Genomic DNA, 15,971 nt, shown 5'->3' with positions numbered 1-15,971 from the left:
CTCAACGGACAGGGATTCCGAGTCCTGGCCCTCGCCACGTCCAGCGCCGATCACGGTGCCTCAGACCGCGTCTATACGGTGAACGACGAACATGACCTTACCCTGCTGGGGTTTCTTGCCTTCCTGGACCCGCCGAAACCCACAGCAGGGGAAGCCATCGCGACACTTCATTCCAATAGCGTCGACGTCAAGATTCTGACCGGCGACAGCGACCTGGTCACCGTGAACATCTGTCACCAGGTTGGCATAACCGAGCCGTGTGTCCTCCTGGGACCGGCTATAGAAAAGATGTCCGATGACGATCTGGCAGGTGCGGTGGAAGATACCGTCGTCTTTGCCCGGCTTTCGCCACACCACAAGGAACGGATCATTCGCGCACTGCAATCCCGCGGCCATGTAGTCGGTTTTCTCGGCGACGGCATCAACGACGCACCCGCTCTCCGCACCGCAGACGTAGGGATCTCCGTCGACTCGGCAGTCGATATTGCGAAGGAATCATCAGACATCATCCTGCTGGAAAACTCGCTTCTGGTCCTGAAAGACGGTGTCATCGAAGGCCGCAAGGTCTTTGGCAATGTCATCAAGTACATCAAGATGGCTGCCAGTTCCAATTTCGGCAACATGTTCAGCGTCGTGGGCGCCAGTGCGTTCCTGCCGTTCCTCCCTATGCTGCCGCTGCAGATATTGACCAACAACCTGCTGTACGATTTGAGCCAGACCACCATCCCGACAGACACGGTCGACGAAGAATGGCTTACCAAGCCACGGAAGTGGGAACTTGGCAACCTGCGGCGCTTCATCGTGATCATCGGGCCCATCAGCTCCGTCTTTGACTACATGACCTTCTTCATCATGCTGGTCGTGTTCAAGTGCTGGAACAACCCAGCGCTGTTTCACTCCGGCTGGTTCGTGGAATCGCTGTTCACCCAGACGCTCATCGTCCACGTCATCCGCACCAACAAGATCCCGTTTATCCAGAGCCTAGCCAGCAAACCGCTGCTCATCAGTTCGGTGGCGGTTGTCGCCACGGGCGCACTGATGACTGTCATCGGACCCATCGCACGCATCCTGGGCTTTGTCACGCTGCCGCCCCTCTACTGGCTGCTCCTGCTGGGCATGTTGTTGATCTACGTCGTCCTCACTCAGCTCGTCAAGACCTGGTTCATTCGCCGTTTTGGTGACGTCTGACAGGTAGTGCCACTCCTCTCTTCGCACTTGAAGACCCGCTGTCCGTCAAGATGGCGGATCATTCGCTTTCGTGACGTGCCTTGGGGTGATAGTGTTTGCTGACGCTCCTGCTCTATCGGATGCGTCGCGGACGGAACGCTCGATTGGCCCAGCACAGGGCTTCGCGGTCACTGACCTCGTGGAAGTCCTCGTAGAACTGCCCAACAGCCATCAGCCATTCGGCCGCGTGAACTGCCACAACGTGGTACCCCTGCTCGACCAGCTGGCGCATCACTTCCTTGTCCACGACCGGCGTTCCGACCGTGGGGACGCACCCCATACTGGTGACGACATCCACGGCGGCGATCATCGTCGCTCCCGTTGCGATACCATCGTCCACAACCAGCACACGGGCGCCGCGTTCCCATGTCTGGGGGATATAGCGCTCGAACAGCTCTGCGTACAGGACAAGGCGTTCTTTCTCGAAGCCGATCTCGGCGTCGAGGTGCTCGCGCGGTTCGTGTGCGGATTCGGGTGACAGGATGGTGGCGAAACTGCCGTTTCCGGCATAGCCGAGAGCCCCCACTGCAACTTCGCGGTTGGCGTCAGCACGGATCTTGCGAATGAGCAGGACACCAAACGGCAGGCCGAGCTCCTGGGCGACAACAGATCCGACGATGACCCCGCCGCGTGGAATCCCACAGCAAAGGTCGAAGACCAATCCTTGGTCTCGGACCTCACTTGCCAGCTTGGCTCCCGCTTCTTCCCGCGACAGGAAGACCATAGTGTTCCTCCTATTAGGTCATGCTCGACCGTGTCGGAATCTCCACTGACATCAGCATGACAGAACAGGAAATTTGGTCAACACCCTGGACCCGGTGACAACCGGACCCTGAGAAATCGTGTCGGAGGGCTTCAGACCTCGAGATACCAGACGATAGCGGTCTCATCCTCGCTACCCGGCGTGGCCTGCAGATAGAGACGGTCGAACCCGCCGATGACAAACCCGTAGTCACGGTAGAACATACATGCTGTCACGTGGATGTCCTGCGTTTCCGCGCGCAGCCAGCGCAGTCCCCGGGCAAGAGCCCATGCCTTGACAGTATCCATGAGCAACGTCGCGATACCGTGATGAAGGTGGCCGTGCTCAACGCGCAGGCCCCAGACACGCGCCATGTTGTTGTGGTCTTCCTGGACACACACCTGTCCTACCAGTTGCTCTTCGACAAATGCGAGATAGATGGCCGCGTCATCTCTGCCGAGATAGACACGGTCGGGACAGCAGACCTCTGCCTTCTTATACGGCAGTTGGACGGAATCGACGTCGAAGTCATAGTTGTCACCGCACATGGATACCTTGACACGCGCCTTCACGACCAAGTTGCTGCGGAGCTCATCCACGTAACCGGCCATGTCCGGTGTCGCCCGCATGATCCGTATGTCGAGACCAGTCATGTCATCCACTCTCACATCATACACGAACGCCGCGCCGAAGCGGGAAGCCGGCATTCACAACCAGACACTGTCTCCCGAGGACACGCACTGGATGCTCTCCTCCGCGGTTCGTCCCCACCTACGCGGGAATCCATGTGTTTTGTCGAAGGCTCGGCAAAGGTATAACGGTCTCGAAGGAAATAGAACCGTCCCGAGAATGTTACACTTCCACGACGCATGGTTCCCCACATCCTCTCCGTCCTCGTCATCGTACGAGTATCCCCTTCATCGTACGGAATTCAGATGATGCAACTCGGCCCGTTGCCCTTAGCATCACCTGAGATATACTGCAGGCAGGAACCTGGATCCTTGTTGTGAGGCGAGTAGTTGAGACAGCAACTGTTCCGGTTGATCCTGACATGCACGCTCGTCATCCTGACTGCATGGAGCGCGGGATGTCGAGCAAGTACGACGGACATTCAGGAGGCACCTATGGAAATCACGGTCACCAGCACGGCATTCATGCCCGGCAAGCCCATCCCGGTCAAGTACACCGGGCAGGGCGAGAACATTTCGCCGGACCTTTTCTGGAGAGACACGCCGGACGGCGTCGTCAGCTTCGCCCTTATCTGTGACGACCCTGACGCCCCTGCCGGAACTTGGGTCCACTGGACCATATGGAGCATCCCTGCCACATCGAGGGGGCTGGCACAGGGCGTACCCGCGAATGCATCCTTGTCTGACGGCTCCGTGCAGGGCATCACCAGCGCCGGCACGTCCGGGTACCACGGCCCCATGCCGCCACGCGGCAACGCCCATCGGTACTACTTTCGAATCTACGCTCTGGACACAGTATTGTCCCTTCCGGCGTCGGCGAACCGGGCGCAGCTCGACGCAGCCATGAAAGGACACGTCCTGTCGCAAGGGCAGCTGATGGGAACATATCAGCGACAGTAGCAGAGATTCTCGATGCTGACTTGCATCCCGCAGACTGACAGCGGAACCCTGCAATGTGGTTACCCTGCGCAGGCACCTACTGTGGGGTCGATGCTCCCCCGGAGGCAGTCGTGGTACTGACCGTGATGGTGACGGTCTTCGTAACCGGCGCCCACTGGACGTCAGCGCCGAGGTGCTCACTGACAAAGCGCACTGGCAGCATGGTCCTGCCGTTCATGATGGCCGCCGGAACGTCCAGGATAACCTCCTTGCCGTCGACGACAGCACTATGATTGCCGATCTGAAGCAACAGGGTCGTGCCGTTGAACACTACTTCAACACTGCGCGTTTCGGGGACCCATGTGATTACGCCGCCCAGACCTTCAATAATTGGGCGCAATGGTACCAGCGTTCGACCACTCACAATGACAGGAGGAGTATCCAGGGTCACGAGCTGGCCGTCCAGATGGGCGACCTTGCTGCCCACGGAAAGCGTGATGATGTGCTGGTTCGGGTCGACGGACTTCTTGAACGTCGCCAGGAAAGACTTGTTGGCATCCATTGTGAGCGCGAGCGGATTGGCTGTTCCAGTGATACCACCGCTCCATCCTGTGAACTCCCATCCGGCAGCCGGCTTTGCGGTGACCGTCACCGTACTCCCTGCAGGATACGATTTCGTCTGTGGCTCAATGCTCAGCAAGCCATTGCCAATGACCGTAGGGAGCAGCGTGTATGATGCGGGAGTGACCCCACCGATGACGTACTGTGCCAAGCTCTGCTCGTTGCCGTTGAACCAGTCCAGGTCGACGTTGTGCCCTTCGATGCCTGGAACGGTCCCAGTGTCAGTATACTGCCAGAATGCCCACGAGCCCCACCCGCCCGTGTTCGGCTGGGCGGCAAGAGCATAGCCCGCTAGCCAGAGATGATAACGCCCATCGATGGTCGGGTCCGCATTGTGGAGGTCCGCAGCGACAGAAGCGCTGCAGTAGATCACCGGATTGACCCCCTTGGCCGCTCGCACGACACTCGCCCATTCGTCGATCCAGTGCACCATCGCCACTCCATGGATATTGTACCTGGGCTCGATGTCCAGAACCGGGGTGAGAAAACCGGGAGTGATATACTGTCCCGCGGCCTGGAGAAAGTAGGCCGCCTCGGCGGCGGCGGGGTTATCAGCCGGCCAGCAGATGTGGTAGACACCCGCCAACAGGCCTGCCGACCGGGCACCCGGGACCAGGACGTTCAGGAAGGGGTCCGTAATGGTCAGTCCTTCGGTCGCTTTGACAAAAGCAAATTGAAATCCCACCTGGTGAACAGAAGCCCAGTTGAGGGGATTTCCCGCCTGATCACTGCTCTGCCAGCGCGAAACGTCGACCCCCTGGATCATCCCGACCCTCATCTGCGCGGGGATATTGATGCTGCCCGTGGGACAGGTGATGCGAACGAGACTTTCGTAGGTCCCCGCCGGCATGCCGGTCCGCTGCACTGCGACGTTGATGCGCTGGCTTCCGCTGACAGGCAGGGTCACTGTCGTGGGCGAAACCCCGACCAGCCATGAAGCGCCAGGGGTGATGACGAACGTCACCGGCGTGCTCCCCGCGTTCTGCAGAGTCAGGACGAGTGACGTCTGCTCGCCTCCGAAATCGAGCTCCGGGGGAAGAAAGAAGACGCCAGGTGGCATCGGTGCCGCCTGTGGAATCACCTGGACACCTGTGCAGAGATCGCTCGCGCCATTCGCGTTGACAGCGCTGACAGCGTACCAGTAGGACCTGCCACCGACAAGCATGGGGCCGTCCGTCCAAGTGTGCGTGTTGAAGCCCTGATCGCCGACATTCAGTGTGGCAACGAGCGTCGACGGAGCCGTGTGACGGTCACGGTAGATGCGCCAGGCAATAATCGGAGCGGTTCCCGTTTCCTCGGGAAGACTCCATGAAAGCACAACAGACTCGATCCCGGCTGTAGCCCCAAGAGCGGTCGGCGCGCTGGGAATCGGACTAGGGACAGCCACCTTGAGATACGTGTCGACAGACCAGCCCATCACGCCACTTTTCCACTGGACGCGCCACCAGATGAAGGTACCGCCGGCAACAGGACCTTCCAGGATGACCCCGCGGGCCCCGTCCTTTTCGGCCCCGACAACGGTTCCCAAAGTGGCAGCCGACGATCGCACGTTGAGGCCGTCTCCCCCTGTGCCGGTGACTTGGACAGCAGTTCCTACAGTCAGTGTCTCGGCAAGAGCTGAAAACGGCATGGACACAAAAGAGATCAGCAGGACCAGACACAGCATGATGGCAGCCAGCCCCCTGAGCTCCATCCTCTTCTCCCCACCGTGCCTGCCTTCTGGATGCCTCATATCGACCATCGTGCCTCCCGTATTCTGCCGGCTTGTTGCCACCTATTTTTACAGTGTAGCAGCGTTCAGACAACTATTCCACACAGTTCTTCACAGGACCTGCGAACATCTGTGTTGTCAAGGTCGACTCTCAGGAGCACTTGCTTCCCGCATCGATCATCTCCTGTGCCCGGTCCGCAACCTGCGGCACCATCTTGCACGACACGCCCCACGGCCTTACAATACATGTATTGCAGTGCCTCCAAGAGCGGGCGCGCAACGCAGGACAGGAGGCCAACGATGAACCTGATCATGTTCGACATGGATGGTACCCTCTACCGGACGGAAACGTCCTTCTTTCCAGCAGTGCACGACTTTGCAGGCAAGTATGGTTTTTCACAGCCCAGCGACGATTTCCTGCGAGGCTTTATCGGCAAGACAGGCGAAGAGTGGAAAGCCTGGGTAGAGAGTCTGCATCTCGGGAAACCGACAAATGAACTCGATCAGGAATTTGACGCCCTGGAGCGACATTATGTGAACACTCAGGGACAATTGTATCCCGGTGTTCCGGATGTTCTCCGGACACTGGCAGCCAACGATTGGCATCTCGGTATCTGTAGCAATGCTCCACCCTGGTATCCCGAACTTATCCTGACGAATGCCGGCGTCCGGGATCTTTTTGACCTCGTCCGTGTACCAAAACGCAGCGGCGAAACAAAACCCGTGATGCTCTGCGAGGTGTGGAATGAGCTTCGTCCGGAGCAGTGCGCCATGGTGGGTGACCGGGCCGACGACATGCAGGCCGCACTTGCGGGAGGTTACTTTGCGATAGGCGCTGTCTATGGTTGGGCTCCGGAGGAACTAGCGTTCGCAGACGTTCGCATCCACGACATTGCCGAGATACCGATGGCCCTTGCCCGCCACTGGTTTCAAGAGGGTGAGCCCAAGCATGCAAGCGCTTCCACGACCGTGGCGCCTGCTCCGGTCGTTGCTGAAGCGCGGGTTCCACAACCACCCATTACCCAGACACCAGCCCAGGTTCAGGAACCCCTGCCTGCCAAACCGAAAGTATCCATCCCTCAGCGTGAAGAGACACCTATCATCAATCGGCCCATCGCGCCGCCGGTCCAGACGTCCCCGGAGCCCCCGGTGAAAGCACCTGTCGTCGTGGCGCCTGTCCAGCCGGTAGTCACACCGCCTGCCCCCGCAACGCCGCTTCGCTCGGCACCAGAGGTTGTCACTTCCCGTCCCGTTGAGTCGGAACCGGCGACTGTAATCAGAAGATCCTGGAACCCCTTCCGCAGGCACGACAACAAGCCACGATAGGAGTGGATCCATAGTGAAGTGCTGGAATTCCTGCAATCAGGATCAACACACAACCTTCGTTGACAGTGCCCTGTTCGGACCCATACTATACTGTTTTGCAGGTCCGTGCACAGGGAAACAGACGGCCGGGACTAATCCGACCGAACGCTCACTGTCGATGTCTCATAGCATGGGTCCAATAGTACTCGCCACACCCGTGCGGCGACATCCGACATATGAAAGAGCCGCCTGCTGACTGTCTGAGAGCGTCATCCTGTCGAGCGCCGGCACAAGGAGCTCACGTGACATTTGATTCATTTCATCTCGACCCCCGCCTTACCGCGGGTATTGTTTCATGCGGCTACACCACACCCACACCCATCCAGGAGAAGGGTATTCCCCCTGTCATGGAAGGGCATGACGTCATGGGCCTTGCCCAGACCGGTACAGGCAAGACAGCCGCATATGCACTTCCGATCATGGAGCGCCTGCTGACGGGACCGCGCGGTTCACTGCGTGCCCTCGTCGTCGCCCCAACCCGCGAACTGGCGGAACAGATCGCCGAAGACTTTCGCGACCTGGGTCGCAAGGCTCGCCTCACCGTTCTCACTATCTACGGTGGCGTCGGTATCAACCCACAGATTGATGCGCTCCGGCGCGGCGTCGACATTGTCATCGCCTGCCCCGGTCGCTTGCTGGACCATATCAGCCAAGGTACGGTCGATCTCACCAAGATACAGGTCCTTGTCCTCGACGAAGCGGACATGATGCTGGACATGGGCTTCCTGCCCGACGTCCGGCGCATCATCAAGAACCTCCCCGCCCAGCGCCAGAACCTGTTGTACAGCGCCACCATGCCGGAGGACATCCGCCATCTGGCCGATGCTATCCTGCATGACCCCGTGACGGTCCAGATTGGGCACTCCGCTCCGGTAGAAACGGTTTCACATGCGCTTTACCCCGTACCGCAGCACCTCAAGACACCGTTGCTCATCGAGTTACTGAAACACACTGATACGGAGTCGGTGCTGATCTTCACACGCACCAAGCACCGTGCCAAGAAGCTTGGCGAGAAGCTGGCCAATGAAGGCTACCGCGCGACGTCGCTGCAAGGCAATCTGTCGCAGCGCGCACGCCAGGCAGCATTGGGCGGCTTTCGCGACGGTAGATATAAGGTACTGGTCGCTACCGACATTGCGGCTCGCGGCATCGATGTGACGCAGATTTCGCACGTCATCAACTATGACATCCCGGACACAACGGACGCCTACACCCATCGCATCGGACGTACCGGCCGAGCTCTCCATTCGGGAGACGCGTTCACTCTGATCACAGAGGAAGACACGATCCTGGTCCGTGATATTGAGAAGGTTCTGGGAACGCCCATCGAACGGCGTACCCTCTCCGGCTTCGACTACAAGGCCCCCGCTCCAAAACGCGAGACTGAGTTTGCCTGGGATCACAGACCCAGTACGGGTTCCAGCCGCCCTCAGCGTTCGGCCGGCCATGACAGTCAGTCCGCTTCAGCACCGAAACATCATGAAAACAGCGTGAACCGGCCAAAGAGCTTGAATCATCGGTCAGAGACAAGAAGACCGGCAAATATCCGGACCTCTTGACAACGTTTTCATAGAAGTGATATAATAGAGGTGTGATAGCGCCAAACGTTATCACATGCCCTCCTTCGCAGGGGCCCCGTCTGGGGCCCCTCGCTTTTTCCCGCGGCTTGTCCTTGTTCCGGTGCGCTATTCGCGAATCGTCTGCCCCAGCGTCGGTACGTCCACGAGGACGAAATCCGAGTGGTCAATCGCCCCCACCATGAACTCGGGCTCGTTTGCTATGCGCGCCTGGTCCCCTGCCTCATAGTCGACTCCATTGACTGTCAGAGTGCCGCGGGTCAGGTAAAGAAATGCGCAACGGTCCAGAGCCATCTGGTATTCGATCATCTGGTAGGGTTCGAGCGAACCGACGAAAACGGTCGCATCCGCGTTCAGAAGAATCGCCCCCGCCTTGTTCTGACCGGATGCGACTGCAACCAGCTCGTTGGGAGGAGGAAGCGCTCCAAAAGCAGCCTCAGTATGAGACGGCATCAGTCCCGACTCCCGCGGAAAAATCCCCACCTGATACAAATGGGCTTGCCCCGGGCACTCGTTCGTCTCCACGTGACGGACACCGGTCCCGGAAGACAGGACCTGAACATCGCCTGGACGAAGACGTACCAGAGGCTGAACCCCCTGCCGCTGCCGTATCTCCCCTGCCACAACGATGCTGACGACCTCAATCTCGTCATGGAAGTGGAGCGGAAAACCACACGCGGGGTGGATAAGGTCATCGTTAAAAAACCGGAGACCACCCCAGCGAACGTTTCCGGGCTCGAAATAGTCGCCGTACGAGAACAGCAGGAAGTTCTCGGAACTCTGCGACACGGCGAGGTGTCGCTTCTGCGATGCTACGCGGCGGATCATCCGGCCTCGCTGTGGAGCTGGTCCTCGGACAAAATCTCGCCGGTACTGATCATGTCGAGAAATATCTGTCCGATGGTGGGATCGAACTGCGTCCCAAGGTGTCGTGCAATTTCCTCCCGGGCCTCTGCCGCTGGGAGAGAACGGCGATATGGACGCTGAGACGTCATCGCATCGAATGTATCGGCGAGAGCCAGAATCCGAGAACCGACCGGAATGTGTTCTGCCGACAAGCCATCTGGATAGCCGGCTCCATCCCATCGCTCATGGTGGTTGCGGATGATGGTCGCAACATTGTGCAGCTGCGCGATGGGGCGCAGGATACTCTCACCGACCAGAGGATGTGTGTCCATGATCACTACCTCTTCCGGCGTCAGACTGGACGGCTTGTCCAGCAGACGATCGGGGACCGCTACCTTGCCGATATCGTGGAGACGGGCGGCCAGCTCAATCTCAGCCACATCGGCAGCATGGCCCAGGACCCTGCGAGCTACCTTGCCGGCCAGGAAAGCGACTCGGGTGGAATGGCCACGTGTATACCGGTCTCGAGCCTCCAGTGCGTCGACCAGCGTGATCATACCGCCCACAAAGCGCTCCGGAAGTTCATCTTGCAGGGCCGCGACCTGCTGTTGAAGTCCACGGACTCGCGGCTCCTGACGAGCATCCTGAAGCTGCCGGTCTGTCACGTCGTGAGACGTCACGGTTGTACCAGCATAGGTACCTTCCGGCGTTTTCACGGAGACGCATCGGTGTTCATAGACCCTGCCTGTCGATGGATCCCCCTCGACAACCGAGAACTCCTGTGCCACTCCTGTCCGCAGAGCGCCAAGACCCTGTTCGACGTCCTCGCTCACCGAGCTGCCAAAGAACAGGGGAAAAGCGATGCCGCCGTCCGACCGTGAACCCCTGATGAGTCGTGCTTGAGCGTTGAGTGTAACGACATGGTCGTGAGCATCGGCTACAACAACGCCGTCAGGAAACTGTTCGAGCGCCAACCGTATCAGTTCATCTTCATCCTGAGCCATAAGCGCCTCCTTGGCCTCACACCATGTTTATCAGTGTAGCGTTGTGCCTTGTCAATGTAAACGAGTAACGCGGCGCCAGTTGACGCTGGATTGACATGGCCGTTTTTGCTATACTGGCCGCAAGATGGACATGATGTCGTGATGGCACTACCGGTAACCAGCGAGAGTCAGTTCCACGAGAGGAGGAGAACAATGAGGAAAGGCGTAGTTTTATTGCTGCTGTTGAGCCTGGTGCTTGCAGTCGGATGCGGGAAGCAGGCAGCCCCTGCAGAGACAGGAAACATCCACGTTACGGTCGAAGATCATAATGGTGGGGTCATCAAGGGTGCCGCATTGACGCTCACGGATGGGACAGGGAAGGCAACGACCGCTTCCTCTGACAGTGAGGGCAAGGCATCCTTCTCGGGCCTCGCCAGCGGCGATTACGACCTGGAGGGGTCAGCTGACGGCTACACCACTAATTCGACGTCTCTCAGCGTTGCGGGCGGCGACCAGGAATCTACGCTGACGCTGGCGTCCACGTCGGCCCAGACCTCAAACCCATCGGGCGAGACTGCCGACAAGGACGTCTTCGATGGTCTGTCCAGCTATCGCTGGACGTTCTCCTCAACAGAAGCGAACGGGGTTACCCAGCAGTACGAAGGCGCCTTCGAGAAGCCGGACCGTGAGTACATACTCTCTGGCACCGGCAGCAGCCGTACCGAGATCTACAAGGTGGGAACGGCGGTCAAGATGCGTTCTGGCACGGGAGGCAAGTGGAATACCGTCACGGGCGACACGGCACAGCGTCTTGTGGGCCTGCACAACATTCTTTTCAATGTGCTCGCTGAGCGCTACTCTTCCATCACGAAGGAAGGCAGTGGATTTGTCCGCTCCGACGGTGGGACAGTCAATGGCTACTCCACTCAGAAGTATGCTCATGTCACGACGACGGGGGGCACGGTCACGAACATCACGGCATGGGTCATCGACAGCGGAGAGTTCAGCGGTGTCATCACCAGCTGGGTGTCCAGCGAGACGACGGGCGGTAAGACGACCTCGGTCAAGTGGGCATTCCTCGACCTGAACAAGCCTACTGGTATCAAGCTACCCTGACGCGCGACAGGCAGAGGTGCGGCCGCCTGGTGGAAATCCGGAATCAGGCGGCCACGGAATGTCACTCGTGAAGGAAAATGAAAAAGGCGAAAGGCTTACGCCTCTCGCCATTGTAGTAAGTTGGTTGGAGAAAGAAAGTCGCAACCTTCTCTTCTAACACGTTCGATATCTTAGCGGGTTCATCGCGCCACGCAACGGCAGATCTTGCATACAATTGTTCACAATTTGCACAAGAATCCGGAAGACGCGCTTTGGATCAGGTTTTGATGTGGACTCCCTTCCAGAATGCCGCCTACGCTGTTCTCCCTGCAACAACACTGTTGCAAAAGGGGCGCGGTGGTATACCATGGATAACAGGTTTGCCCCGCGCTCTCGTGGAACGCCGATGCTTATAATCACGGGCGACCGCAAGGGGAGCACGAAATGGAGCTACGTGGAACGCTCAAGGACTTCTCACTCGAGGCCATCCTTGGCCTGATTCGGAACGGTCACAAGACGGGCACATTGCGTCTCGTCGTCACAACACCGGTGGCAATGCAGCGCCGGGTCGACCTGTCCTTTCTAGGCGGGGAGATAGCATCGGTCCAGTGTGGCTCTCTCCGTGGAGTTGACGCCTTGCGTGAGGCGGCAATATGTGGGGAAGGTTCATTCGAGTTCACCATCGACAGTACACTCTCCCCTCAGGACGAGACCGTCCCGATTGCCATGGACGTAGCGCTGGCAACCATTGATGAGGCACGCAATGCAATGAAATCTCTGGGCGCAGCTCTTCCTTCCACCGGCGTAGCATTCAGTCACGATGTCCCTGCCGATAACACGGTCCACATCAGTGTCGAGGAGTTCCGCCTGCTGGCCGTCATGCACGACGGCATGACCCTGAACGATCTCATTGCAACGAACGCTGCTTCTACTGTAGATTCAATGCGAATCGTCCGGCAGCTCGTGGAACGAGGACTGCTCGTCGCCAGTCCCGAGAAAACAAACCAGGCGATTGCCGGACTGGGTGAAAGAACCGGCTGAACTGGCCCCGTCCATCGGGTGACGCCGAGCGCGAACAGCACCACAGGCTCCTCTCGAATCCTTCTGTTGATGGGCACCCCATAACTCCAATGGGTACCCGAAATTCAGAACACAGGAGGCACAGATGACCGTCCAGGACCAGGCAGGAACGATCCGCATCACGTTCGTCAGCACAAAGGGTGAGACTATCGCCAACGTCAACCCGCTTGCCACAGACGCCGTCGCATACGCGTGCGCCGGACAGCTCATGACTCTGCTCACTGAGCAGACGGCCGCCATCGTACGCAACAGGCGGGCCACATTCGTGGAGTAAGGAGGTAACCCATGGCTGATTCTCAGACCACCGTCCTTCGCCTCGTGTTCGGCACCGACACGCCCGGCAAGACCTACGCAATGGAGCTCAACAGCCCGAAGCCCGACCTCACGGACGCTCTGATCCGTCCGGTGATGCAGCAATTCATCGACGGCCAGCTGATCACTGGGAAGAACGGCATGCTCACGAGCATCGAGAGCGCCGGCATCGTCACTCGTCAAGTAACGGACGTCATCTCGTAGCAGCCGCACGTCCATCAGGCATACCAGGAAGGGGCGCAGCCACGGCTGCGCCCCTTTTGCATTTCCAGCATCAGGTCTAGTCTTTGACGTTGACTCCTGCCCGCAGGGCCACGTCGGCCGCAACGATCCCCTTGGCTACAAGCTCCTTGACGCACTTCTCCATCGTCATCATCCCCATAGCGCCGCTCGTCTGCATTGTGGAGACGATCTGGTAGGACTTGTTCTCACGGATAAGGTTCCGGACCGCCGGTGTCGCTATCAGTACTTCCGTGGCCACAACCAGCCCGTTGCCGTCTTTGCGCGTCAGAAGCTGCTGTGTCACGATCGCTGACAGGACGTTTGCCAACTGGATGCGAATCTGACCCTGCTGACCGGCGGGAAAGACGTCGATGATACGGTCGATGGATTGTGGAGCCGAATTAGTGTGCAGGGTCCCGAACACCAGGTGTCCGGTCTCAGCTGCCGTCAGAGCTGCAGCAATTGTTTCCAGGTCTCGCAACTCCCCCACGAGAATGATATCGGGATCCTCCCGCAATACAGCACGCAGAGCATGTGCGAACGATTCCGTATCCTCGCCCAGCTCCCGCTGGACCACGATGCCCTTGCGATGCTGGAACAGGAACTCAACAGGGTCCTCGACGGTGACCGTATGCACGTCGCGTTCCTGGTTTATCTTGTCGATCATTGCCGCAAGCGTCGTCGACTTGCCATGGCCGGTCGGGCCCGTCACGAGCACAAAGCCCTTCTCCAACTTGGTGAGACTCTTCACGACGTCTGGCAACCCGAGTGAATCGAGGTCGGGGATGGTGAACGGGATGCGCCGCATGGTCGCGGCCATCGATCCCCTCTGCCGGAACACGTTCACGCGGAACCGCGCCAGTCCTTTGACCGAGTAGGAGAAGTCGAAGTCCAGATGTTGCTTGAACACGGCCTTCTGGTCGTCATTCATGATAGGGTACACGAGTGCTTCGATGGCGCCGCCCGACAGCATCTCGGTCCCAACCGGCAACAAATGCTTGTGGAGACGCAGCATGGGCGGCGTTCCTGCCTGCATGTGCAGGTCCGAGGCCCCGCGGTCCACAACGATCTTCAGGATATCGTCCAGGCCCCTGATTTCTACGGGTGCCCTGTTGAGTTCTTCCATCAGTACCTCCAAATCGGCCGGACAGTCAACGCTTGTACCGCGCCTTCATGCAGTATAGCAACACACTGAAATGAAGCGCCATCATGAGGTGGAGAACAGTCTACCATGGCGACGTACTGGACATGATTGACAAAGCGACATGGGCGCGGTAGCATGAACTTATGGTCATGGAGTGGATGACCGGGAGGCCTGTCATGAACATCAACACACGCATCTGGGAAAACAGCATCGCAGGTCTGCCAAAAGACGACCAGCAGGCTGAGCAGTTCGAGCACTACGCCCGTGAGTTCTTCATACCCGATAGCATTGCTCCGTCCGTTTATCTCGCCAACGTGGATGCGCTGATGGAACAAGCAGCCGAAGAGAGCGGAGTCCAGCCCACCCCCTCGGCAGCCAAAATGGCTTTGTCGATGCAGCATCCCATCGGCTTCCCGACATGGTTTCTGGCAGCCTATCCAGACATTGCTCTCTGGTTCACGTCACAGGATGGTCCGGACCGCAAGGCCATCGATGCCGAAGTGACCAGGAGATCGACGGCATCCGGAGCCGCTGCCAATCATCTCGTCGACGAGAACGGGTTCTTCTCTCACCCTGTCCTGAGGACACTCATCGACTTATACCGTGAACGCATGACCTCTGTGCTGGAATGCATAGCTCCCGATGCCGATCTTCAGGAAGAGAGTGCAGCCGATTCGACCGACGAGCAGGCTCTGACAGCTCAGCAGGCTGTCGATCTGATGGCCGCCAACATCACTCGTTATGAACGCGAGCTGGCAACCAGCTACGGGGACAGGTTCACGGGCATGCGCCCACGACTCACGGTGGCGGGACTTCTTCAACTTGGTTACTACATCCTCGTCGATCACGTCATCCCGTTGGCGACTCTCGTCCAGGCTTCCGACGAATCAGCGTCTGCAGACGATCCGGTCGTCGAATTCGTGGAACGGCTCGAGATAGAAGTATTCTGTGCCGAGGGCGGTGAAGGCGAACGAAAGCGTATCGAAGAGGCGTGTCACCTATTGCGTTCCCGTATTCTCGATGTCGTCCTCCAGACCCGGAGCGACTTCGAAGAAACGCCCTCGCTTACTCAAGCCACCAGCAATTTCATGGAGCTGCCCCAGTTCGAACCCCTGCGACAAGCCATTGGCATCCGTCCTTCCAGCTAGCAGACCATTCCGGCCGGAAGTGAAGTCCGACTAGGGGATGTTCAAGGGCAACGGTTCTGGCTCGATCAATCCGTATGCCTCAGCGACCGGGACCACGAACATAATGCCGACACCCTTCTGGGTCATGTCCCCGACTGCGTCCAGTACAACCTTCTTGGCGCGCTCCAGGGTTTCAGAGTTGTTGATGACCGAGAAGATCGTTCTGCTGCTCTCCTGCACCGGCGAACCACCAAGCAGGCGGGCAATACCGGCTACGATCGGAATGTCGGCCGCAAGCATCTGACCCATGCCTCTGCTGTCGATGACAGTTGCGCCACCGACATCAATGGC

At 58.7% G+C, this 15,971-nt stretch carries 16 protein-coding genes; 9 read left to right on the top strand and 7 right to left on the bottom strand.

Going from position 1 to position 15,971, the window contains the following annotated elements; translation table 11 throughout:
* Positions 1-1,188: HAD-IC family P-type ATPase (locus SMC3_RS09645; protein WP_207799736.1), on the top strand; the 1,188-nt coding region annotated here is incomplete at its 5' end.
* A 112-nt stretch (positions 1,189-1,300) separates the two neighbouring features.
* Here the strand turns inward: SMC3_RS09645 and SMC3_RS08805 are convergent.
* Together SMC3_RS08805 and SMC3_RS08800 are read right to left on the bottom strand one after the other, a co-directional pair.
* Positions 1,301-1,951 carry a phosphoribosyltransferase gene (locus SMC3_RS08805; RefSeq protein WP_119087666.1) on the bottom strand — a complete coding sequence of 217 codons (651 nt, stop codon included), beginning with the start codon at positions 1,949-1,951 and terminating at the stop codon, positions 1,301-1,303.
* Positions 1,952-2,082: 131 nt separating this feature from the next.
* Positions 2,083-2,622: a GNAT family N-acetyltransferase gene (locus SMC3_RS08800; protein ID WP_165849069.1), complete on the bottom strand. Its 540-nt coding sequence runs from the start codon at positions 2,620-2,622 to the stop codon at positions 2,083-2,085.
* A gap of 471 nt (positions 2,623-3,093) precedes the next feature.
* Here SMC3_RS08800 and SMC3_RS08795 point away from each other — a divergent pair, with 471 nt between their 5' ends.
* Positions 3,094-3,558 (top strand): YbhB/YbcL family Raf kinase inhibitor-like protein, encoded by a 465-nt coding sequence (locus SMC3_RS08795; protein ID WP_119087668.1) that lies wholly within the window; start codon positions 3,094-3,096, stop codon positions 3,556-3,558.
* Positions 3,559-3,634: 76 nt separating this feature from the next.
* On the opposite strand, the gene SMC3_RS08790 is transcribed toward SMC3_RS08795, so the two are convergent.
* Positions 3,635-5,890, bottom strand: coding sequence for a stalk domain-containing protein (locus tag SMC3_RS08790; protein WP_165846707.1), 2,256 nt, complete (start codon positions 5,888-5,890; stop codon positions 3,635-3,637).
* 279 nt (positions 5,891-6,169) lie between these two features.
* On the opposite strand from SMC3_RS08790, the gene SMC3_RS08785 reads away from it, so the two are divergent.
* Complete coding sequence (locus tag SMC3_RS08785; RefSeq protein ID WP_165846706.1) at positions 6,170-7,195, top strand: HAD family hydrolase; 1,026 nt, start codon at positions 6,170-6,172, stop codon at positions 7,193-7,195.
* A 281-nt stretch (positions 7,196-7,476) separates the two neighbouring features.
* On the top strand, positions 7,477-8,793 hold the full coding sequence (locus SMC3_RS08780; RefSeq protein ID WP_119087671.1) for a DEAD/DEAH box helicase: 1,317 nt from the start codon (positions 7,477-7,479) through the stop codon (positions 8,791-8,793).
* A gap of 126 nt (positions 8,794-8,919) precedes the next feature.
* Here the strand turns inward: SMC3_RS08780 and SMC3_RS08775 are convergent, their stop codons facing one another.
* Together SMC3_RS08775 and SMC3_RS08770 are read right to left on the bottom strand one after the other, a co-directional pair.
* On the bottom strand, positions 8,920-9,639 hold the full coding sequence (locus SMC3_RS08775; protein WP_165846705.1) for a pirin family protein: 720 nt from the start codon (positions 9,637-9,639) through the stop codon (positions 8,920-8,922).
* The gene (locus SMC3_RS08770; RefSeq protein WP_119087673.1) at positions 9,636-10,661 is read right to left on the bottom strand and encodes an HD domain-containing phosphohydrolase; all 1,026 of its coding nucleotides are present in this window, start codon (positions 10,659-10,661) and stop codon (positions 9,636-9,638) included. The genes SMC3_RS08775 and SMC3_RS08770 overlap by 4 nt, the downstream gene beginning before the upstream one ends.
* A 192-nt stretch (positions 10,662-10,853) precedes the next feature.
* Between SMC3_RS08770 and SMC3_RS08765 the strand changes: the two genes are divergently transcribed.
* From SMC3_RS08765 to SMC3_RS08750, 4 genes are all read left to right on the top strand, one after another.
* Positions 10,854-11,756 (top strand): carboxypeptidase-like regulatory domain-containing protein, encoded by a 903-nt coding sequence (locus SMC3_RS08765; RefSeq protein ID WP_165846704.1) that lies wholly within the window; start codon positions 10,854-10,856, stop codon positions 11,754-11,756.
* A gap of 423 nt (positions 11,757-12,179) precedes the next feature.
* The gene (locus SMC3_RS08760; protein WP_119087675.1) at positions 12,180-12,776 is read left to right on the top strand and encodes a DUF4388 domain-containing protein; all 597 of its coding nucleotides are present in this window, start codon (positions 12,180-12,182) and stop codon (positions 12,774-12,776) included.
* Between the two features lie 124 nt (positions 12,777-12,900).
* On the top strand, positions 12,901-13,089 hold the full coding sequence (locus SMC3_RS08755) for a hypothetical protein (RefSeq protein WP_119087676.1): 189 nt from the start codon (positions 12,901-12,903) through the stop codon (positions 13,087-13,089).
* 11 nt (positions 13,090-13,100) lie between these two features.
* Positions 13,101-13,331 carry a DUF2922 domain-containing protein gene (locus SMC3_RS08750; RefSeq protein ID WP_119087677.1) on the top strand — a complete coding sequence of 77 codons (231 nt, stop codon included), beginning with the start codon at positions 13,101-13,103 and terminating at the stop codon, positions 13,329-13,331.
* A gap of 76 nt (positions 13,332-13,407) precedes the next feature.
* Here the strand turns inward: SMC3_RS08750 and SMC3_RS08745 are convergent, their stop codons facing one another.
* On the bottom strand, positions 13,408-14,475 hold the full coding sequence (locus tag SMC3_RS08745; RefSeq protein WP_119090073.1) for a type IV pilus twitching motility protein PilT: 1,068 nt from the start codon (positions 14,473-14,475) through the stop codon (positions 13,408-13,410).
* A 194-nt stretch (positions 14,476-14,669) separates the two neighbouring features.
* On the opposite strand from SMC3_RS08745, the gene SMC3_RS08740 reads away from it, so the two are divergent.
* Entirely contained in the window at positions 14,670-15,641 is a 972-nt protein-coding gene (locus SMC3_RS08740) for a hypothetical protein (RefSeq protein ID WP_119090072.1), read from the top strand.
* A 30-nt stretch (positions 15,642-15,671) separates the two neighbouring features.
* On the opposite strand, the gene SMC3_RS09470 is transcribed toward SMC3_RS08740, so the two are convergent.
* On the bottom strand, positions 15,672-15,971 hold a 300-nt coding region (locus tag SMC3_RS09470; protein WP_119090071.1), incomplete at its 5' end, for a hypothetical protein.

This window comes from Candidatus Cryosericum hinesii, from assembly GCF_003570985.1.
GTDB lineage: Bacteria > Caldisericota > Caldisericia > Cryosericales > Cryosericaceae > Cryosericum > Cryosericum hinesii.
The sequence above is the reverse complement of the archived record's forward strand: the minus strand, read 5'-3'. Positions and strand labels throughout refer to the sequence as shown.